The organism is Roseomonas gilardii, from assembly GCF_001941945.1.
Classification (GTDB): domain Bacteria; phylum Pseudomonadota; class Alphaproteobacteria; order Acetobacterales; family Acetobacteraceae; genus Roseomonas.
This window is the reverse complement of record NZ_CP015583.1, coordinates 15,740-36,814: the sequence shown is the minus strand read 5'-3', so window position 1 is coordinate 36,814 and position 21,075 is coordinate 15,740. Positions and strand designations below refer to the sequence as shown.

The following is a 21,075-nucleotide window of genomic DNA, read 5'->3' as shown; positions in this document are numbered from 1 at the left end:
AGTGAGGCACTGATCCATGACCACCCGGAAGCCCACCATCTTTATCGTGCATCCGTCCGATCTGCTGACGGATCACCGCCTCTACGGGGATGGACTCATCGCCTGCGGCTTCCTGCGCGAGCTCGCGAACCGGGGCTATCGCCTGCACGTCGCCTGCCAGGAGGTGGACCTGAAGGAGCCCATGCCGGGCAACGTGACCTTCCATCCGATCCGGCAGTCCTGGCCCGGCCCGCTGAAGCGCCTGGAGTACATGGTGCGGACGCGGCTTCTGCTGGAGAAGCTGCGCAAGGAAGAGACGATCGATCTCGTCCACCAGATGAATCCCGTCTTCGTCGGGCTCTCGCTCGGCATGGTGGGATGCGGCCTGCCCGTGCTGCTCGGCACCTATGTGGCGCGCTGGCCGGACCAGAATCGCGACAGCCTGAAGGTGCGGCTGGAGAGCGGCGTACGCTGGGCGATCTGCTTCCTGCAGCAATGGCAGGCGACGAGCCTGATGCTGACCACCCCGGCGGCCATGGACCGCATCGCCGCGCCGGGGATGGTGAAGGGCAAGATCGTCACCATGCATCACGGCATCGATGCCGATCTCTTCTCCCCCTCCGGCGCACCGCCCGAGAAGGGACCACTGAGCATCCTCTTCTACACAAGCGTCGCGCGCCGGAAGGGCATCTTCGACCTGCTCAAGGCTTTCGAGATCGTCGCCCGTGAGGTGCCCGAGGCCACGCTCAGCATCATCGGGCGGGGTGATCACTGGGAAGAGGTGAACGCGCTGATCGCGACGCTTCCCTGCCGCGACCGGATCCACACCAAGGGCCATGTCCCCCGCGACAGCTCGGTGGAATTCTTCCGCCAGCACGCGATCTACGTCCTGCCCTCGCATGGCGAGCCCCTCGGCACGACGGCGATCGAGGGCATGGCCTGTGGCAAGCCGCTGGTGGTGACGGACACGGGCGGCCTGCCCTATCTCCTCCCGCCCGACGGTTCCGGTGGCTTCATCGTGCCACAGCAGAATCCGGAGGCCATGGCGGAGGCGCTTCTCAAGCTGCTGCGCTCGCCGGAGATGCAGCAGCGCATGGGGGCCGCCAACCGCAGCTATGTCGAGAAGCACTATGCCTGGACGAAGGTGGTGGACAGGCTGGAGGAGGTCTATGCCGGGCTGGTGACGGAACGCCATTCCGGCGCGCCGCTGCCGCTGGCTTCCTGATCGCCCGCAGCGGCGGTCTGGCCAGGGCCGGGTGCTCGTTGGAGCGTCACCGGCATGGCCTCTGGCGCGGTCCACGGGGCTCGGCCTCTGGATGGCCTCTTTCCGGCCCCGGTCAGGCCGGGACTACCCAGTCTGCCTCAGGACGGCTTCTCGGCCGCCAGCGCCGCTTCCCAGTCCAGGGCGCTGCGGATGATGAAGTCCAGGGCCTCATAGCGCGGCCGCCAGTCGAGCGTCCGCTGCAGCCGGTCAACAGCGGCGACGAGCGATGGCGGATCGCCTGCGCGGCGCGGCGATTCGACGACCGGCAGGGGCGCGCCATTCACGCGCTCCACCGCCGTCAGCACCTCCCGCACCGAATAGCCCCAGCCATAGCCACAGTTCATGGTGAGGTTCACCCGGTTGCGCAGGATATGGCGCAGCGCCGCGACATGGGCATCGGCGAGATCCGAGACATGCACATAGTCGCGCACGCCGGTCCCGTCCGGCGTCGGATAATCCGTGCCGAAGATCTCGACCTTGTCGCGCTTCCCGGTCGCCACCTCGCAGGCCACCTTGATCAGATGCGTCGCCTGATGCGAACGCTGCCCCGCCCGCCCGGCCGGATCGGCGCCCGCGACGTTGAAGTAGCGCAGCGTCACGGTGGAAAGCCCGAAGGCCCGCGCGACATCGAGGATCATCCGCTCCGCCGCGTGCTTGCTGGAGCCATAGGGGGTGATCGGCTCACAGGGTGCATCCTCGGGCACCGGCAGCGTCTCGGGGATGCCATAGACCGCTGCGGTGGAGGAGAAGACGAGGTGCCGGACACCGCTGCGCAGGCAGGCGCCCAGAGTGGCCGCGACCCCACCCACGTTGTTGCGCCAGTATTCCAGCGGTTGCTCGACGCTTTCCGGCACGATCTGGAAGGCGGCGAAATGCATCACCGCCGAGACGCGATGGCGCAGCATCGTCTCCGCCAGCAGATCTTCATCGCCGACGGAGCCCTGGACGAAGGGGACATCCGCCGGCACCGCCTGGCGGAAGCCGGTGGACAGGTCATCCAGCACCACGGGCGCGAAGCCGGCATCGCGCAGGGCCAGCACGGCATGGCTGCCGATATAGCCGGCGCCGCCGGTCACCAGGATGCTGCCCATCTCTTCCCGATCCTTCATTGGGAGATCCGCCCCGCGCCTTCCGCCGGAAAGGACGGAAACGTCATATCCCGGAGCACGACACCCTGGCCCTCGCCGTGATAGCGGGAAAGCCGTTTCGCGGAAGGCAGGGGAATTGGACGGAGTCTCATATTTCTCATAAAAGGACAATTCATGTGCTGACCCGGAATGCTGCACGCCGCCGGGCCCCCGTCGCGATGCGGGTTCCTCGACATCCCAGCCTGGCAGCCGATGGCCTGCCCCTTATCGCCGGAGTTCTTCCATGACAGGAATGTCTCTCCAACGCCGTTCTGGCATGCAGCAAATCCCCAGCCCCCGGACAAAGGCGTAGCACGCCCGTGACACAGCGCATCTTCCAGGTCGGCAGCGGCTGGTTCCCGGAACACAAGGGCGGCGCCGAGAACGTCTTCTACAACCTCTATCTCGGCCTGGAAAAACTGGGCTTCGAATCCCGCGGCATCGTTCCCGGCAAGGGACAGGCGGAGATCGACACGCAAGGCCGTTTCCGCAGCTTTCCCGCCGATGCCTCGATGCTGAGCCGCGCCCGCGCGATCCGTGCGGCGGCCGGTGAGTTGCTGCAAGCCCGCCCCGTGCTCGCGACCTCCCATTTCGCACTCTACACCCTGCCCATCCTCGACAAGCTGCGCGCCCTGCCGCTGGTGGTGCATTTCCACGGCCCCTGGGCGCTGGAAAGCGCGGCGGAAGGGGCCAGCAGCCATTCGGTGCGCGTGAAGAAGCTGATCGAGACGGCGGTCTATCGCCGGGCACAGCGTGTGATCGTGCTGTCGGAGGCCTTCGGCCGCATCGCGCAGGAGCATTACGGCGTGCGGGATTCCGCGCTGCGGCTGGTGCAGGGCGGTGCCGATCTCGCCACCTTCACCGCGCAGGGCAGCCGCACGGAGGCGCAGGCCAGGATGGGTTGGGTGCAGGACCGGCCCGTGCTGCTCGCCGTGCGTCGTCTGGTGCGTCGCATGGGGCTCGACCGGCTGATCGAGGCCATGGCGGCCCTGCGGCAGAAGCAGGTGGACGCCGTGCTCTACATCGTCGGCAAGGGACCGGAACGGCTCGCGCTGGAGGAGCTGGTGCGTCGGCACGGGCTGGAGGATACGGTCCGCTTCGCCGGCTTCGTGCCCGACGAGCTGCTGCCGGTCGCCTACCGGGCCGCGGACCTCGTCGTCGTCCCCACCGCGGCGCTGGAAGGCTTCGGCCTGATCGCGGTCGAGGCCCTGGCCTCGGGCACGCCGGTCCTGGTGACGCCGGTCGGCGGCCTGCCGGAAGTGGTCTCCGGCCTTTCGCCCGATCTCGTGCTGCCTGGAAGCGATGCGGACAGCATCGCGTCCGGACTGGCAGCGGCACTGACCACGCGGGATCGCCTGCCGGACGAGGCCGCCTGCCGCCGCTACGCCGAGGACAATTTCGCCTGGCCGGTAATCAGCGAGAAGATCGCGGCCGTCTATCGCGAGCTGATCTGACGCGGCTGCTCCGCGCGGCCCGGTACGGGCGACGGTTTTTCCTGGCCCTTTGCGCGTCTTTCGTTTCACGATTTGGGGGCAGGGCTCCGCCTCGCCCCCAAACCCCCACTCCGCCAGGACGCTGCGCGCCCTGGACCCGGTTCGTTGGCGCAGGCTGACACCAGATCGCGCCGGGAAGCGTGGCTTCCCAACGAATGCAGACGTCACCAGCACAAGTGGGGTGTCTTTTTCGGGGGCTTGCTGATCCACCTGCCCCCAGGGAGTGGGAGCTGGGGAGTACCGTTCCCTCAGCAGCGAAAGGACCAGCGCGGGCGGAGCCTCCTTGGGGCTGCAGGCATCCGCTGCGATGCACAAAATGCCGGGCGGCGATATCCGCGCGAGATCAGCGCCTTAACGTTTTCTCAACCGCCATCGCCCATGATCCACGCCAAGGGCATCTGCCGCAGCCCCACAGCCGTTGCCAGGTTGGAAGTTTTTCCGGCCAAGTCTTGAGACTTTTATATCACTTCCTATAGTTGTATTTGCCCTTTACGAATTCGCGTGCTGGCGATTAAATCCAACAAGCCCCGTGTCGGAGACACCCATCGTGACGGACGCATTGGATCTGTCACCCCGCGCCCCAAGCCAGCCGGAACAACTCCGGCGACCCTTGTCGCGCAACTCGACCTATCCCTTTCCTTGGCCCACGCCACGGCAAAGCGAGGTCCCCGTTGCCATCCCTGACGGTGAACAGAGTGGGTCGCTATGGCGGGGTTTGGCCTGGGCGTCCGCGCTGGGGGCAGTCTTCTGGCTTCTGGTCGGCCTCCTGGCTTACCAGATGTTCTGACAAAAAATCCCCCTTCCTGGGCAGGAAGGGGGATCGGTAGGTCGGGCGGGAACCAGGCACTGATCGTGCCTGGTTATGTCTGGCGAAGTCATAGCGCGGAAAGGCGGGCTCTCCCCGTCGCAGGGCCGGTCCGTCGCGGGGTCAGTCGGCCTTCAGTGTCGCGAAGCCGCCGAACACGGTCTTGAAGATGATCTTCAGGTCCAGGGTGATCGACCAGTTGTTGATGTACCAGAGATCGAGATCCACGCGGCGATAGGCCTTGTCCAGCGTATCCACCTCGCCACGGGAACCGTTGACCTGGGCCCAGCCGGTCAGCCCGGGCTTCACGCGGTGGCGCAGGCGATAATGCTCCACGGCCTCGAAGTAGTAGTTGCCCTCGACCTTCATATGCGTCGCATGCGGCCGGGGCCCGACCAGCGACATGTCGCCCCGCAGCACGTTCAGCAGCTGCGGCAGCTCGTCGATGCTGGTGCGGCGGAGGATGCGGCCGACCCGGGTCACACGCGAATCCCGGGCCGTGGTACGGGCCTCGCCGGTGGTGTCACCCCTGTCCGTGTACATGCTACGGAACTTCAGGATCTGCACGGGCTGCGTGCCGAGGCCAAAGCGCCACTGGCGGAAGAAGACCGGGCCGGGCGAGTCCAACTTGATGGCAATGGCGGCCATGATCAGCACCGGTGCGATCAGCGGCAACGAGGCCATCACCAGGGCAATGTCGAGGCCCCGCTTCACCGAATCGCGCCAGTCGTCGAACTGGCCCGGCAGCAGGCGGAGCAGGACCGGATCGTCCAGGTGGCTGGAGCCGCGGGCCGCGCGCTCCAGCGCCACCGCGTCGAAGCCGACGCAGATGTGCACGGGGCGATCGCCGAACTCCTCGCAGATGGCCTGGATGCCTTCGGCGTCCATGCCGGCCAGGGCGATGATGTCCAACTCGCCCTGCTCGATCAGCTGGTCGAGCATGACCATGTTCTCGGGCATGTCGTCCTGCAGCACCGCCAGCACCTGACGATGGCCGCGGCTGCGCTCGGTCAGGATGCGCGCCAGGGCGCCGGCCTGGGGCGAAGGGCCGAGGACCACGATATTGGTGGTCAGGCTCTCCGGCCCGGCGATCAGCCGCGTGCCCACCAGTCGCAGCGCCGCGGCCAGCGCGGTGGAGACGATGCCCCAGCTCAGCAGCAGCAGCAGGTCGCCGCCCAGGCCGGTGGTGGAACCCAGCAGCACCCGTCCCAGGCCGATGCCGCCGAAGGCGATCATCACCGCCGCCGCGCTGCGCACGGAGGAGACATAGGTCGAGCCGACATGATGAGCGCTGGTGCGCCGCAGGCCGCGCCGCACGAACAGCGCCAGCGTCGCCGCCAGGAGGCCGATGCCCGCCACGCGGCCGGGGCTCAGGTTCAGGTCCGGCGCCGGGACGGCCTGGAAGACGAGGCAGAGAGCCAGGCCCACCGCCAGAACCTGCGCATAGTCGCCAATCGCCATGAACAGCCGGAGCGTACCCCGGCGGGGTCGTTGGCGCCGCTGCGGACGGAAGGCTGCCGGTTGGGACAGCATCTTCCGGATCGCCGGATTGGTCTTAATGCGTCTTGGGTCGCCCATGTTGTATCCCTCAACACCATACCGGTCAGTTGCACGCGAACCGGATGTCCGACTTCTCAATGGTCGTGCTGTCACGGTTCGTGGGGTCGCCCTATCTTTTGCACTGCAATATAGGCAAAAGCGAGTAAAATTTTTCGAACAATCTTGATAAAGATACTCGGATCAATTTCCGAAAACAACTCTTACTTTGAGTTGAAGTAATTTTACTTCATTCAACCATAAGTTGTTCATGACTGGCCCGTTTGGATGGATGAAAGATGCGGGACAGCGAAATTGCCCATCTTCGGGCCAGCCCGGGAACGTCCTATGGAATGCGAACAAGCCGCGTGACCGCCACCAACAGGAAACCGACAATGCGCATAGCCCTCGTGAGCGACTCGATTTCTGCCTATGGCGGCGCGGAGCGGGTGATCGAGCAGATCCTGTCGCTCTATCCGCAGGCGGACATCTTCGCCGTGGTGGACGTGGTGCCACCCGACCAGCGGGGCTTCCTTGGCGGACGGCCGGTGCGGACGTCGTTTTTGCAGAAGATCCCCAAGATCGAGCGACTGTATCGCTCATTGCTCCCGCTCTGGCCGCTGGCCGTCGAACAATTCGACGTGACCGGATACGACCTCGTGATCACGAGCCACCACAGCGTCGCCTATGGCGTGCTCACCCGCCCCGACCAGCCGCATGTGTCCTACGTGCATTCGCCGATGCGCTATGCCTGGGACCTCCAGCACGAATACCTGCGCGAGGCGAAGATGGAGCGCGGGCCGAAGAGCTGGCTGGCCCGGCGCATGCTGCATTCCGCCCGGATCTGGGATTTCTGCGCGGCGCAGCGGCCCGAAACGATGGTGGCCAATTCCGCCTTCGTCGCCAACCGGCTGCGCCGGACGCACCGGCGGGAGGCCGGGGTGGTGCATCCTCCGGTCTATGTGGACACGCTGCCGCCGCTCGGCTCGGTGGAGAAGGAGGACTACTATCTCTCCGTCTGCAGGCTCGTGCCCTACAAGCGCGTGGAGCTCCTGGCCCGCGCCTTCGCCCGCATGCCGGAGAAGCGCCTGAAGATCGTCGGCAACGGACCGGAGCTGAAGCGCCTGCGGGAGATGAAGGTGCCGAATGTCGAGGTCCTGGGCCGCGTGCCGACACCGGAGGTGCATCGCCTCCTGGCCGGGGCGCAGGCCTTCCTGTTCGCCGGCATCGAGGATTTCGGCATCACCGCGGTGGAGGCCCAGGCCGCTGGCACGCCGGTGATCGCCTATGGCGCCGGCGGGCTGGCGGAAACCGTGTTGGGTCCCGACCATGACGCCCCGACCGGCCTCTTCTTCGCCGAGCAGACGGAGGATGCGGTGATCGCGGCCGTCCATGCCTTCGAGGGCAGCAAGGCGCGCTTCACGCCGGAGAACTGCCTGGCCAATGCGCAGCACTTCTCCACCGAGCGTTTCCGCAGCCGCTTCAAGGCCGTCGTGGACGATGCGCTGGAACGCGCGCGGGCCCAGGCACCCGCCGGGCTGCATGGGTGCGCGGTCCCTCGCGGCCTGGAGGCCGGGGCGAAGCCGGTGCTGGCGGAGGCGCCCCCTCGGTCGGCCCCTCAGCCAGCCCCAAAGCCAACTCCGGAGCCGGCCCGCTCGTGACGGTGCGGCGCGACATTCCCGGCCTGACCCGGCGTCGGTTCGGGGCTGGCCTGCTGTCCGCCTCGGCCATGGCTTCGGCGGGGTGGATCGCCCCGGCCGGCGCCGCATCCGGCGGAGCGGAGGGCCAGGGCGCGCAGGCCATGGCCGCCGACTCGCTCGTGGACAGCATCGGCGTCAACATCCATTGCTGGCCCGGCAACAGCTACATCGAGGGCGACCGCTGGGAGAAGGTGATCCTGCCGGCCCTGCGGGACCTGCGCATCCGCCACGCGCGCGACGGCATCGGCCTGGACCGCGGGGTCCTCACCCGGCTGCGGCAGGTGGCGCAGGCCGGCATCCGGCTGACCCTGCTCAGCGGCCCGGAGGCGACCTCCTCGGTGGAGCTGTCCCGGGCGCTGGACGAGGTCGGCCGCGAGAACATCGCCATGCTGGAGGGCGTGAACGAGCCCGATGGCTGGTGGGGCGGCCGCCCGGGGCACACGCCGGAGATGGCGATCGACCACCAGCGCATCCTGTCCGGGATCGGCCGGGCGCGGGACATTCCGGTGATTGCCTCGGCGCTGATCCAGGCGGGCAACCGGGCGCGCTTCGCCCGGCAGGCACCCTATGCCCAGTACGGCAACGTCCACCCCTATCCGGCCGGCCGCATGCCGGAGACCGGGGGCTGGGGCGACAACGGCTATGGCAGCCTGCGCTGGGCGCGCGACCTGCTGGTCACGCCGCTGCTGGGTGCCAAGGCACCCTTCGTCGCCACGGAGGTCGGCTACCACAACGCGATCACGCAGAAGGCGCGGAGCACCAACCCGCATTCCGGCTGCCCGGAATCCGTTTCCGCCGCCTATGAGCCACGTCTTTTCCTGTACTACCGCCGCTTCGGCGTGGCGCGCAGCTTCAAGTACGAGCTCTTCGACCAGGGCACGGACAAGGACGATCCGGAGCAGAATTTCGGCTGGCTGCGGCATGACGGGTCGCGCAAGCCGGGTTTCCACGCCATGCGCAACCTGATCGCCGCCTTCTCCGACCCCGGCCCCGCCTTCGCCCCCGCCCGGCTGCCGGTCAACCTGTCCGGCGAAACGGAGGGACTGGAGACCGCCCTGTTCCAGAAGCGCGACGGCAACTTCCTCCTGGCCCTCTGGCTGGCGAAGTCGCTCTGGGACGTGCACAGCTTCACCGAGACGCCGGTGCCGCCGCAGCAGGTGCGGATCTCCCCCGGTGACCGCATCAGCCGGGCCGCCGTGAACCGGCCCAACGAAGATGCGCGTTTCCAGGAGGCCAGCCTCGCCGGCGGCAGCATCACCCTGCCGGTGACGGCCCAGGTCACGCTGCTGCGCCTCACCCCGCGCTGAACATCCCCCTGCAACCCCCGTCCGCGCCCGATCCGGCGCGGGCCAGAACCGGATAGGGCACTGGACACGGCATGGACGGCCACGACCTCCCCTCGGCGACCGCCTCGGACGCCCGCCCCGCGACGGCAGGCGTCGCCACGACGCCGCGCGTGCTCTTCGTCAACCATTCCAGCCGCACCGGCGGGGCGGAGTTCATCCTGCTCGCCAACCTGCGCGCCTTCGGGGCCGAATCCTCCGTCTGGCTGTTCGAGGACGGGCCGCTGAAAACCGCCCTGGCCGATTATCCGCTGCGGGTGCTGATGCCCTCCCGCCCCTCCGGCTTCACGGACATCAAGCGCGACCAGGGCATGGCGCGCGCCGCGCTGCCGATGCTCGGCGGCATGCTGCGCATGGTGCGCGAGATCGCCACCGCGGCGCGGCGGCACGACATGGTCTATGCCAATTCGCAGAAGGCCTTCGTGCTTTCCGCCCTGGCGGCGAAGCTGGCCGGGCGGCCACTGGTCTGGCACCTGCACGACATCCTCACCCCGGCGCATTTCGGCGGCGGGCAGCTCAGGCTGCTGCGCACGCTGGCGCCGCTCGCCACGCGGGTGATCGTGCCCTCCCAGGCCGCGGCAGACGCCTTCACCGCGCTCTGCGGCCGGGCCGACCGGGTGCGGGTGGTGCCCAATGGCGTGACCCTGCCGCCCGATCCGATGGCCGGCGTCGGCATGGCGGAACGCCGCGCCGCGCTGGGCCTGCCGGTGGAGGGCTTCCTGGCCGGCGTGTTCAGCCGCCTTTCTCCCTGGAAGGGGCAGGCCGTGCTGCTGCGCGCCGTGGCGAAGGTGCCGGGGGCGGTGGGCATCATCACCGGCGACGCCCTGTTCGGCGAGGATGACTACGCCGCCGGCCTGCGGCGACTGGCGGAGGAGCTGGGCATCGCCGACCGTGTCCGCTTTCTCGGCCACCGTCATGACGTGCCGGCACTGATGCGGGCCATGGATGTGGTGGTGCATCCCTCCACCGATCCGGAGCCCTTCGGCCGCACCCTGGTCGAAGCCATGCTCTGCCGCACGCCCCTCGTCGCCGCCTCGGCCGGTGCCATCCCCGAGATCGCCGGGGACAACGAGGCCGGGCTGCTGGTGCCGCCCGGCGACGATTCGGCCCTGGCGGCGGCACTGCTGCGGGTCCGGGACGACCGCGCGGCCACCCTGGCCCGAATCGAGGCCGGCGAGCGCCGCGCCCTCGCCCTGTTCAGCGAGGACCGCATGCGGGAAGGTGTGCTGTCCGTGGTGCGGGAAGTCCCCCGGCGGCAGGGGAGCTGAAACCCGCTACCTGCGCGTGTCGGCGTGGAATCTGTGACCCGAAAGCCATAACCGGCACCGCAGAACGTTACGACTCTATTATTCCTCCGGATTTCGTCCCCTCGGAGCAGCATATGCTATAAGCTGTGTCTCTCCGGATGAAACGAATCGTGGATCGTGGGATGTTTTTGAGGGGCGGAAGCGGGACTCGGCGCAGTCGGGCGGACAGGAATCGGGGCGGAGCCCGGCTTGCGATGCCCGGTAAGACCGCCCGGCAGGATGGTGCCGGCCCTGCCCCGGGCATGTCGGCCCCCAGCATGACAGCCCCAGGCACGATGGCCCCAGGCACGATGGCGCTGGGCGCGGCCACCCTGACGACCGCCCTGGGCGCCACCGTCCTGGGCGCGGCCACGCTTCTCTGCCCCGCCCCCGCTCGCGCCCAGTTGCTCGACCAGTACCTGCCCAACAATTACTACTCGCGCTTCTCGCTGGAAGCCTTCCCCGAGAACGTGCGGCCCGAGGACATGGACGTCACCCAGCGTCCGCGCCCGGAGGTGCAGCCGCTTGGCGTCCGCCTTGGCGGTTTCACCCTCCGCCCCAGCCTGGGCGAGGCCATGGGCGTTGATACCAACCCGATGGGCACCAGCCGGGGCGATACGATCGGGACCCTCAGCACCGACGCCGCGCTGGACCTGCGCTCGAACTGGGCGCGCAACAGCCTCTACGCCACCGCCGGCGTGGATGACCGCCGCGTGACCGGGCGCAATGCGGAAACGCCCGACCCCAGCCGCACCAATTTCAACACCACCATCGGCGGCTCCTACGACATCGGCCGCGACACGCTGTCGGCCAGCGCCTCCTATTTCCGCATGCATGAGGAAGCGACGGCCTTCGACGCCCAGACGGTGGTCGAGCCGCGCGCCTTCAACGCCTATGACCTCCGCGCGGCCTACCGCGCGGCCTTCAGCAGCGTCTCCATCACCCCGGACTTCATCTTCCGCGCCTTCCGCTTCGTGGACGCCTTCGACGGCGGCAGCACCTTCAACCAGAAACTGCGTGACCGGAACGTCTATGACGGCGGCATCACCGCGCGCTACGCCGTGGCGCCCCGGCGCGACCTGGTCTTCGTGGCACGCGGCGGCCGTTCCGACTACGTGAACTACGACCCCACCTACGGCAAGCTGGGCTCCAACACGGTGCTCGCCCTGGCCGGCTTCGACGACAGCAGCGGCGCCGTGTTCCGCTACCGCGCCCTCGTCGGCTACCAGGTCCGCTTCTTCGACGCGACGGGCGCGAAGGACCGCTCCTCGCCGATCTTCGAGGCGGCGGTCGCCTGGTCGCCGACACGGCTGACCACGATCAGCGGCCTCGCCTCCCGCCGGATCGAGGACACTTCCACCGACACGCTGCAGGGCTATACCTACAACCAGGCCCAGATCGCGGTGGACCACGAGCTGCTGCGCAACGTGCTGATCGGCGCGCGGGCCGACTACCTGCATGCCAAGTTCACCGGCGGCGGCGACAGCACCGTGATCGGCACCGGCGCCTATGCCACCTGGCTCATGAACCGCAACATCTCGCTGCGCCTCAGCTACGACTTCACCAACCGCGACGGCAACGGCAGCGGCGCCAATTACGACCGCCACCTCGCGCTGTTGCGGGTGGGGTTCGGCCTGTGAGGATCGGACAGCGTCCCCCCCGGCGCACCGGCAACCCTCACCCATGCTCCCCACCGGCCGCCCCTGGCCGGTCCGGGCCGGGGAGCCTTCCTGCCCTCAACCCCTCGGAGGAACCACTGTCCGTGCCGCACTCTTCCCCCTCTTCCACCACGCGAGCGCGGCCCCGCCGGCCCTTCCGCATGGCCACCGCCGCCGTGCTCGGGCTGAGCCTGATGGCCAGCGCCTGCGCCCCGGGGCGTGACCTGCAGCCGCTGGCCGAGGCTCAGCCCGCCGCCTACCGCCTCGGCGTCGGCGACGAGATCCGCGTGACCACCTTCGGCGAGGATCAGCTTGGCGGTGAGTTCAGGGTGAACGACGCCGGCAACATCGCCTTCCCGCTGCTCGGCAGCGTCAAGGCCGCGGGGCTGACCTCCTCGGAGCTCTCGACCCAACTCGCCGCCGAGATGAAGCGCCGCCAGTTGCTGCGCGACCCGAACGTGGTGGCCCAGGTGCAGACCTACCGCCCCGTCTTCGTGCTGGGCGAGGTGGCCAGGCCCGGTGAGTACCCCTACCGCCCCGGCATGACCATGCTGACCGCCGTGGCGGTGGCCGGCGGCTTCACCTACCGCGCCGTGACCGACCGCGCCTCCGTGGTGCGCATCACCGACGGCAAGGGTCAGGAGGGCCTCGTCGCCCGCCAGAGCCTGATCCAGCCGGGCGACGTGATCAACGTCTTCGAGCGCCGCTTCTGACCCGAAGGGCGGCTCCTGCCGCCCTCCGCGCGTGACGGCAATCGTCCCGCATCCCGGGGGAAAGGCTCCGCCTTTCGCCCCGGACCCCCTATCCGCCAGGACCCTGCGGGCCCTGGACCCCATTCGCTGGCACTCGCTGACGCCGGATTGCGCCGGAGAGCCGTGCTCTCCGGCGGACTGCCGGTGACACCAGCGCGGACAAGGCGCTTTCCTTCTTTTCGGAGCCCCGCCGATCCACCTGCTCCCCGGGATCGGGCCGCAGGCTGACGGCCGCCACCAGCGCCCACGAAAGCCCGGGGTCCGGGGACCGGCTTCGGTCCCCGGCGGAGAGGGTGTGGGAGAGGCGGCGCCTCTCCCACGGCGGGGGCAGCCACCAGGGTCCAGGCCGAACCACTCAGGACAGGCCGCCGCCCGCCCCGTTCCCACCCGCGAGAAAGCGCCGCAGCCGTTCCGAGCGTCCGGCACCGAAGATCTCCGCCGGCGTGCCTTCCTCCTCGACCAGCCCCTGGTGCAGGAAGACGACGCGCGAGGAGACGTCGCGGGCGAAGCCCATTTCGTGCGTCACCACCAGCATGGTGCGTCCTTCCTCCGCCAGGGAACGCATGACGCGCAGGACCTCGCCCACCAGCTCCGGATCGAGGGCCGAGGTCGGCTCGTCGAAGAGCATCACCTCCGGCCGCTGCGCCAGGGCGCGGGCGATGGCGGCGCGCTGCTGCTGCCCGCCGGACAGATGCGCCGGATAGTGGTCGCGCTTGTCGGCGATGCCGACGCGTTCCAGCAGCGCCTCCGCCTCGGCGACGCATTCCGCGCGCGGCCGCCTCTGCACATGCACCGGCACCTCGATCAGGTTCTCCAGCACCGTGCGGTGGGACCAGAGGTTGAAGCCCTGGAAGACCATGCCGATGCGCGTGCGCAGGCGGTTCACCTGCCGCATGTCGGCAGGGCGCGTGCCATGCCGCGTGTGGCGCAGCGCGATGGCCTCGCCCCCGATGCTGACCTCGCCGCTGTCAGGCACCTCCAGCATGTTGATGCAGCGGAGCATGGTGGACTTGCCGGAACCGGAGGAGCCGAGGATCGAAAGCACCTCGCCCCGCCTCGCCTCCAGCGAGATGCCCTTCAGCACCTCCAGCGGGCCGAAGCTCTTGCGCAACTCCCGCAGCCGGATGACGGGCACCTCGCTCATGCGGTCCCTCCCTTCCCGATGGTGACCGCCAGGGATGCGGGCCGCCCGGGATTCAGCCGGCGCTCCAGCGCATGCACGAGGCGCGTCAGCACGAAGTTGATGGCGAGGTAGATCGCTCCCGCCACGGCGAAGACCTCGATGGTGCGATAGCTCTGCGCGATCAGCTTCGCCGCGATGCCGGTGATCTCCATCAGCGTGATGATCGAAGCGAGCGAGGTGGCCTTCACCATCAGGATCAGCTCGTTGCCATAGGCCGGCAGAGCCTGGCGCAGCGCCAGCGGCATCACCACGCGCCGCAACAGCAGCCATTGCCCCATCCCGGCGGCGCGCGCGGCCTCCACCTGCCCCCGCGGCACAGAGGCGAGGCCGCCGCGGATGATCTCCCCGCCATAGGCGGCGGTGTTCAGGGTCAGCGCGATCACCGCGCACCAGTACGGGTCGCGCAGCACGGGCCAGAGGAAGGTCGAGCGGATCTCCCGGAACTGGCTGAGGCCGTAATAGATGAGGAAAAGCTGCACCAGCAGCGGCGTGCCGCGGAAGACGAAAATGTAGAAGCGCGCCGGCCAGTCCAGCCAGAGCAGGCCGGACCGCCGCATCGCCGCCAGCAGCAGCGCCAGCACGGCGCCGAGGGCGACCGAGCTGGCCGCCAGTCGCAGCGTCAGCGGCACCCCGGCCAGCAGGCGCAGGAAAGTGTCGGCGAGGAAGGGAAGGTCGAGGGGCAGGTCCATCAGCCTCTCCGCAGCCCGCGCAGGGCATGCCGTTCGGCGCGCCGCAGCCCCCAGCCGGACAGCGAGGAGATGACGAGATAGAGGATCGCCGCCCCCAGGAAGAAGCTGAAGGGCTGGCGCGTCGAGCCCGCACCGATCTGCGCCTGTCGCATCAGCTCCACCACGCCGGTGACGGAGATCAGGGCGGTGTCCTTCAGCACGATCTGCCAGACATTCCCCAGCCCCGGCAGGGCATGGCGCAGCACCAGCGGCGCGACGATGCGGCGCAGGCGCAGCAGGCGGGGCATGCCGGCGGCCAGCGCGGCCTCGATCTCGCCGGCCGGCACGGCGCGGAAGGCACCGCGCAGCACCTCGGTGTGATAGGCGCCGCAGACCACCCCCACCGCCAGCGTGCCGGCGAGGAAGCCGGGCAGGCTGAAGAAGCCCCCGGCACCCAGGAGATGGGCGAGCGGTGTCAGCACGGCGGAGGAACCGAAATAGAAGAGGTAGATCACCAGCAGCTCGGGAATGCCGCGCAGCACCGTCGTATAGGCATCCGCCAGCGCCCGCAGCAGCCTTCCGCCACCAAGCTTGGCCCAGGCGCCCAGCGCCCCGATCGCCAGCCCCACCAGGAAGCCGGACAGGGCGACCGCGAGTGTTACCAGCGCGGCCAGCAGCATGGCGGCGCCCCAGCCCTGCGGGCCGAATCCCATCAGATCGTGGAAGCCCGGCGGGTTCATGCGGCTCCTGTTCCCTTGCGGCCATGCCGCAGCAAGGACCATGCCGCCGGGGAGCGGACGGGCCGCCCATCCGCTCCGGCTGCGCTCAGGCGATCCGCTCCAGATCCTCCCGCCGCACCGGATGCAGCGGTGCCTCCCCGGCCAGGAAGCGCTCGATCTCGGTGAGGCCCAGGGCGGTCATGCGCCAGAGCTCGTTGCCCTCGGCGCCGGCCATATGCGGCGTGATCACCACGTTCGGCATGTCGTAGAGCGGGCTTTCCGGCGGCAGCGGCTCGGGCAGCACCGTGTCGAGGAAGGCGTTGAGCCTCCGCCCGGCGCATTCCTCGGCCAGCGCCTCGTGGTCCAGCAACCAGCCGCGCGCGGTGTTGATCAGCCAGGCGCCGTCGCGCATCGCCGCGAGTTGCTCCCGGCCTATCATGTGCCGCGTGGCCGGCAGGGCGGGCGCGTGCAGCGAGACCGTGTCGGCCCAGGCGAGCAGCTCCATCAGCGGCATCCGGCGCACGCCCAGCCGTTCCGCCCCAGCCTCCGTGAGATAGGGATCGTGGACCCGCACCTCCATGTCGAAGTGCTTCAGGTGCCCGATCACCAGCCGGCCGATATGTGAGGCACCGACGATGCCGATGCGCTTGCCGAAATTGCCGATCGCCGGATTGTCCCAGCTCGCCTTGCTGTCGAGCCCCTGGGCACCACGCGTGGCACGCAGCCGGTCGCGGAAGCGGAAGGTGTCCTTCTGGCAGAACAGGATGGCGGCCAGGGTGAATTCCGCCACCGGCACCGCCATGGCCGCGACGGCGGAGGTCACCAGGATGCCACGCGCCCAGACCGCCTCCGTGACCACCGGCTTCACCGAGGCGGCGACATAGGCGATCATCTTCAGATGCGGGGCCGCTTCCAGCACCGCCTCCGTCACCGGCGGGCAGTTCCAGCAGGCCAGCAGGATCTCCGCTTCCGCGAGGAGCGCCTGCGCCTCCTCTGTCTCGAAGCTGGTCAGCGCCCGGCGCGACGGCAACTCGGCCACGGCTTCGAGCCGTGCCCAGAGCGCGTCGGTGAACAGTCCCGCAGGCAGTTCTTCCCGCATCGCCAGCACGACGCGGGGCTTGCGGGCCGGGAAAGGAGCCGTGTCCGTCACCACCAACGCCTCCGCTCCGCGGTCTCCAGGGCCGTTTCCAGATCCGGCAGGTCCCTGTGCCAGAGGCGTTCCCATTCCAGGCTCAGCAGCCCGGCATAGCCATCCGCGCGCAGGGCGGCCATCAGCGCCTCCATGGGGAATTCCCCCTCCCCCGGCAGGACGTAGCTGTAGTCGAAGCGTTCGCTGGGCCGCGAGACGCTGTCCTTCACATGGATATGCGCGACATGCGGGCGCAGCAGCCGCCACATCTCGACCGGATGCGCTCCGCCCTTGCGCCAGGTGTGATGCGAATCCCAGAGGATCGGGCAGCCGGGCTCCATCTCCAGGAAGCGGCGCAGCACCGCGGGATCGGCCAGCGCGTCATGCGTCTCGACGGCGATCTCCACCCGCCAGCCCCGTTCCCGCCGCAGGTGCCGCCACCAGGCCAGCGTTTCCCGTGCCTCGTCCAGCCCCGCCGCATCCCCGATGCGGCCGCCATCGAAGACGCGCAGGCTGTCCACGCCCATCGCCTCGGCCCAGGGCAGGAAGCGCAGGAAGGTCTCGCGGTCCTCCGGCCCGTTGCCGATCAGGCGCAGCGAGGTGCCGATCGCCGCCACCCGTGCCGGCGCGTCCGTCAGCCATGCCGCGAGGCGCTCCGGGCTGCCGTAGCGCCGCCCGAACAAAGCGGGCAGGTCCACCGTGCCTTCCAGCGCCCGCAGTTCCACGCAGGGAATCCCGTGCCGCGCGGCGAGGGCCAGAACGTCCTCCAGCGCCAGTTCCGCGCAGCCCAGCGTGGAGAAGGCACGCCGCATCGCGGCTTTTCCGGATTCCACCATGCTCAGAACAGCGCCCTGCCTTCGTCCACCAGGCGTTTCGCCCCATCCGCCGTGGAGAGCTTGCCGAAGGCGACCGCCTGGGCCGTCGGCCGCAGCACGCGCTTGTCGAACTCGGCGCTGCCGGCGGGCCAGAGCATGTAGGGCGCTGTCTTCCCTTCCAGGGCGTTGAGGTAATCGACGGTCATCCGCTCGCTCTCGTTCAGCACCGGCATCACCGCTACGCGCATGGACGGCAGGACCGGCACGCCGCGCTCCACGCCCGACAGCCTCGCGGCCTCCGGATCGGTCATGAAGAAGCTGATGAAACGCGCCGCGGCCTCGGGATTCTTCGATCGGGCATAGACGGACCAGATCAGCGCCGGGCGGAAGCACAGGCCCGGCTGCGCCCCCGGCCCGCCGGAAGGCAGGGCGGTGAGCGCGAGCGGCGCCTTGACCAGGTTCTGGAAGGGCACGAGGAAGTTGGAATAGCTGAGATACATCATCGACTTGCGCGCCACGAGCGTGCTCGTCTGCACGAAGCCCTCGTCCACCGCCTGGACATCCGCCGGCACGCAGCCGCCGCGCCGGCGCAGATCGGCCCAGTAGTCGAACCATTCGCGTGCGTCATCGGCGCCAAAGCCCAGCCCTGTCGTGGTGAAGCGCCCCTTGCCGCGCTGCCGCAGCCAGGCATCGAGCGCGAAGTTGCGGCCCGATGCATCATTGGCCGCCCAGACGCCGGGCCGTCCGGCCGCCCTGGTCAACTCCACGCAGAGATCGGCGAAGTCCTTCCAACTCGTCCCGAAGCCGGGCGGCGGCAGCTTCGCCTGCGCGAAGGCATCGCTCTCATAGACCAGCGCATAGGCGTTCAGCCCCTGTGCCACGCCCAGCGTGCGGCCATCCACCTGGCCGAGCTTCAGCATCTCCGGCTCCAGCCCCGGCAGGTCGAGCGGGCTGGGCATCAGCGGGTCCAGCGGCCTCGCCGCGCGGGCATAGGAGGACAGCGACAGCGCATCGAGCTGGAACAGGTCGGCCAGGTTGCCACCGACCATCTGCGTCGCGATCTTGCTCCAGTAGTCGTTGGTGCCGAACTCCCCGGTGATGCCGATCTCCGGATGCTTCCGCTGGAAGAGCTCGAAGATGGCGGCGGTGCGCTGGAAGCGTTCCTGCGACCCCCACCAGAAGGCACGCAGATGCACCGGGCCGGATGGCGCCGCCAGGGCGGAAGGCAGGCCGGCGCCGAGAGCCAGGGACGCGGACAGCAGCCCGCGCCGGGTGATGCAGGATGCCTGCATGACGTTCTCCCTCGCGGTTCTGGCCGTCTTTTGCCCGGGCCGATGCCCGGCGCGGCCGTTTCCGCCGAGGTAACCGTAGAGTTACCTTCCGGCCCGGTCAATGAAACCCGGCCTGTGACGCCTGGCACTCCCGTCCCCGGCGGTCCGCGCCGGCTCCGCGAGGGATTACAGCGGGTGGTGACCGCCCCCGCCCTATCCCGGCCGGAACTGCACCAGCAGCCGCCCATGCAGGGCCGAGACCTCCACCTGCGCCCGCACGCCGAAGACCGCCTCGATGCGCTCCTCGGTCAGCACCGCCTCCGGCGTTCCGGCGGCCACCACGCGTCCGTCCTGCAGCAGCGCCACCTCGTCGCAGTACATGGCGGCGAGGTTCAGGTCGTGCAGCGCCACGACGCTCGTCACCGGCAGCCGCGCCACCAGCCGTAGCAGGTCGAGCTGGTGCCGGATGTCCAGATGGTTGGTCGGTTCGTCCAGCAGCAGCTCGGTCGGGGTCTGGGCCAGGGCGCGGGCGATCTGGGCACGCTGGCGCTCGCCACCGGACAAGGTCTGCCAATGCTGCTCGCGCAGTGCCTCCAGCCCCACCTGTCGCAGCGCGGCATTCACTGCCGCCTCGTCGGCCTCCGTCCAGCCGGACAGCGGGCCGCGATGCGGCACGCGGCCGAGCCGTACCACGTCGAGCACGGTGACGGGCGCCTCGGTCACCGCATGCTGCTCCACGAAGGCGGCACGCCGGGCGATAGCGGCGCGCGGCAGGCGGGCGATATCCTCGCCGCCCAGCGTCACCACCCCGCTCGCCGTGCGGCGCAGCCCGGCCAGCAGGCGCAGCAGGCTCGACTTGCCGGAGCCGTTGGGACCGAGCAGCCCCAGCATCCGCCCCGGCCGGGCAGCCAGCGTCACGCCATCCACGATCATGCGCCGCCCGCTGCCCCAGGACACGCGCTCCGCCGCGATGCTCATCGGCGGGGCATCCGTGTCAGGCCCCGGGGGAGGCTCCGCCTCGCCCCTGTCCCCCTCCGCCGGGGGGATGGTATCCCCCCGGACCCCGCCTTGGGTTGGTGCCGGGTGGCAAGGTCGGCCTGACGCCCGATTCCACGGAGCGGGTGGATCGGCGGAGCTCCCGGAAAAGAAGAATCGTCCCTACCCACGCCGACGGCATCCACAATCGCCGGAGAGCCAGGCAGGAGCCGGCGCATCGGGTCCAGGACACGAAGAGCCCTGACGGACACCGACGGCACAGCAGGAGCGGAGGAAGCGGACATCGGAACCCATCCTTGCGATGCGGGCTCCAGGGCCCAGGGCAGCGCACGGTCATCCCCTGCTCGCCACGCCAGTCCAGCAAACCGGCGCGGCTCCCTCAAGATACAAGGCAGCGCCTCTTCCCAGGAACGGTGCATCGGCAGGGGGCCCGTCAGCGCAGGAGGTAGCGGGTGGGCTGGAGCGGCGCGGGCAGGTCCGTTTCGCCCAGGGCTTCCAGAAGGTCTGTCTCGATCACACGCACCATGGCGTCGAGGGCGAGGTCGTTGGCCTCGTCGCCGAAGGGGTCCTCCAGCTCGTCGCCCAGGGCATCGAGGCCGAAGAGCGTATAGGCCAGGATGGCCACCACGACGGGTGTGCCGAAGCCGAGCGTGCCGACGAAGCCGAAGGGCATCAGCAGGCAGAAGAGCCAGGCCGAGCGGTGCAGCAGCAGCGAATAGGCATAGGGCAGCGGCGTGTTGTGGATACGCTCGCAGCCCGCCTGGATGCCGGTCATCTCGGCCAGCGGGGCGGAAAGCTGCGTGTGCAGGATGTCGGTCAGGGCACCGGCGCGAAGCAGCCCGGCCAGTTCCGCCGATTGCGCGCGCAGCACGGCATCCGGACGGTTGCGCCGCGTGGCGAGGGCGGCGGCCTCCTCGGCCGGAAGCCAGGGGCGGGCACGTTCCAGCCCGTCCCGCCCACGCAGTTGCATGGCCAGCAGATGCGCGAAGCCCGCCACCCGCCGCAGCAGGCGCGCGCGGGAATCGTCTTCCGGCAGCAGCGCGATGGCCAGCCGGGCGAAGACGCGGTTCTCGGTGATCAGCCTTCCCCAGAGCTGCCGCCCCTCCCACCAGCGCGCGTGGCAGGCGTTGTTGCGGAAGCTGAGGAAGATGGAGAGCGTCAGGCCCAGCACGGTGAAGGGCGCGGCGCTGAATTCGGGGAAGATGCCGGGATAGCGCTGGTCCAGCAGGGCCAGCATCAGGGCGATGCCGGTCACCAGCAGCACGCGCGGCGCCACCAGCGGCACCACGGAGCCGCGCAGGGCGAAGAGGAGATCCAGCGTGTTGGGACGGGGGCGTACGATCATGGCGCC

The 21,075-nt window shown here is 69.3% G+C and carries 17 protein-coding genes; 7 read left to right on the top strand and 10 right to left on the bottom strand.

Annotated features, from left to right (window positions below):
• The first annotated feature begins 16 nt into the window (after positions 1-16).
• Positions 17-1,204, top strand: a complete 1,188-nt coding sequence (locus tag RGI145_RS00165) for a glycosyltransferase family 4 protein (protein ID WP_075796744.1) — start codon at positions 17-19, stop codon at positions 1,202-1,204.
• A gap of 137 nt (positions 1,205-1,341) precedes the next feature.
• Here the strand turns inward: RGI145_RS00165 and galE are convergent, their stop codons facing one another.
• Positions 1,342-2,352: a UDP-glucose 4-epimerase GalE gene (gene galE, locus RGI145_RS00160; protein ID WP_237183141.1), complete on the bottom strand. Its 1,011-nt coding sequence runs from the start codon at positions 2,350-2,352 to the stop codon at positions 1,342-1,344.
• 338 nt (positions 2,353-2,690) lie between these two features.
• On the opposite strand from galE, the gene RGI145_RS00155 reads away from it, so the two are divergent.
• Positions 2,691-3,824, top strand: coding sequence for a glycosyltransferase family 4 protein (locus RGI145_RS00155; protein WP_083670216.1), 1,134 nt, complete (start codon positions 2,691-2,693; stop codon positions 3,822-3,824).
• Positions 3,825-4,791: 967 nt separating this feature from the next.
• On the opposite strand, the gene RGI145_RS00150 is transcribed toward RGI145_RS00155, so the two are convergent.
• Positions 4,792-6,129, bottom strand: a complete 1,338-nt coding sequence (locus RGI145_RS00150; RefSeq protein WP_075796742.1) for a sugar transferase — start codon at positions 6,127-6,129, stop codon at positions 4,792-4,794.
• Between the two features lie 470 nt (positions 6,130-6,599).
• On the opposite strand from RGI145_RS00150, the gene RGI145_RS00145 reads away from it, so the two are divergent.
• The 5 genes from RGI145_RS00145 to RGI145_RS00125 all read left to right on the top strand — a co-directional run bounded on the left by RGI145_RS00145 (position 6,600) and on the right by RGI145_RS00125 (position 12,904).
• Positions 6,600-7,865, top strand: a complete 1,266-nt coding sequence (locus tag RGI145_RS00145) for a glycosyltransferase (protein ID WP_083670212.1) — start codon at positions 6,600-6,602, stop codon at positions 7,863-7,865.
• Positions 7,862-9,211 carry a hypothetical protein gene (locus RGI145_RS00140; RefSeq protein ID WP_075796741.1) on the top strand — a complete coding sequence of 450 codons (1,350 nt, stop codon included), beginning with the start codon at positions 7,862-7,864 and terminating at the stop codon, positions 9,209-9,211. Before RGI145_RS00145 ends, RGI145_RS00140 begins: the two co-directional genes overlap by 4 nt.
• 71 nt (positions 9,212-9,282) lie before the next feature.
• Entirely contained in the window at positions 9,283-10,515 is a 1,233-nt protein-coding gene (locus RGI145_RS00135; protein WP_075796740.1) for a glycosyltransferase family 4 protein, read from the top strand.
• 314 nt (positions 10,516-10,829) lie between these two features.
• Entirely contained in the window at positions 10,830-12,173 is a 1,344-nt protein-coding gene (locus RGI145_RS00130) for an outer membrane beta-barrel protein (protein WP_167668202.1), read from the top strand.
• A 179-nt stretch (positions 12,174-12,352) separates the two neighbouring features.
• Positions 12,353-12,904, top strand: coding sequence for a polysaccharide biosynthesis/export family protein (locus RGI145_RS00125; RefSeq protein WP_075796738.1), 552 nt, complete (start codon positions 12,353-12,355; stop codon positions 12,902-12,904).
• Between the two features lie 394 nt (positions 12,905-13,298).
• Here the strand turns inward: RGI145_RS00125 and RGI145_RS00120 are convergent, their stop codons facing one another.
• The 8 genes from RGI145_RS00120 to RGI145_RS00085 form a co-directional block, all read right to left on the bottom strand.
• Entirely contained in the window at positions 13,299-14,087 is a 789-nt protein-coding gene (locus tag RGI145_RS00120) for an ABC transporter ATP-binding protein (protein WP_075796737.1), read from the bottom strand.
• A complete protein-coding gene (locus RGI145_RS00115; RefSeq protein ID WP_075796736.1) occupies positions 14,084-14,815 on the bottom strand; it encodes an ABC transporter permease in 732 nt (243 codons plus the stop codon). Before RGI145_RS00115 ends, RGI145_RS00120 begins: the two co-directional genes overlap by 4 nt.
• Positions 14,815-15,534 (bottom strand): ABC transporter permease, encoded by a 720-nt coding sequence (locus RGI145_RS00110; protein WP_075796735.1) that lies wholly within the window; start codon positions 15,532-15,534, stop codon positions 14,815-14,817. The genes RGI145_RS00115 and RGI145_RS00110 overlap by 1 nt, the downstream gene beginning before the upstream one ends.
• An 85-nt stretch (positions 15,535-15,619) precedes the next feature.
• A complete protein-coding gene (locus tag RGI145_RS00105) occupies positions 15,620-16,663 on the bottom strand; it encodes a hydroxyacid dehydrogenase (RefSeq protein WP_208863901.1) in 1,044 nt (347 codons plus the stop codon).
• Positions 16,660-17,454, bottom strand: coding sequence for a sugar phosphate isomerase/epimerase family protein (locus tag RGI145_RS00100; protein ID WP_075796734.1), 795 nt, complete (start codon positions 17,452-17,454; stop codon positions 16,660-16,662). Before RGI145_RS00100 ends, RGI145_RS00105 begins: the two co-directional genes overlap by 4 nt.
• A gap of 26 nt (positions 17,455-17,480) precedes the next feature.
• Positions 17,481-18,749: an ABC transporter substrate-binding protein gene (locus tag RGI145_RS00095; RefSeq protein WP_075796733.1), complete on the bottom strand. Its 1,269-nt coding sequence runs from the start codon at positions 18,747-18,749 to the stop codon at positions 17,481-17,483.
• Between the two features lie 192 nt (positions 18,750-18,941).
• Positions 18,942-19,706, bottom strand: a complete 765-nt coding sequence (locus tag RGI145_RS00090; RefSeq protein ID WP_075796732.1) for an ABC transporter ATP-binding protein — start codon at positions 19,704-19,706, stop codon at positions 18,942-18,944.
• A 451-nt stretch (positions 19,707-20,157) separates the two neighbouring features.
• On the bottom strand, positions 20,158-21,069 hold the full coding sequence (locus tag RGI145_RS00085) for a bestrophin family protein (RefSeq protein ID WP_075796731.1): 912 nt from the start codon (positions 21,067-21,069) through the stop codon (positions 20,158-20,160).
• Between the last annotated feature and the right edge of the window lie 6 nt (positions 21,070-21,075).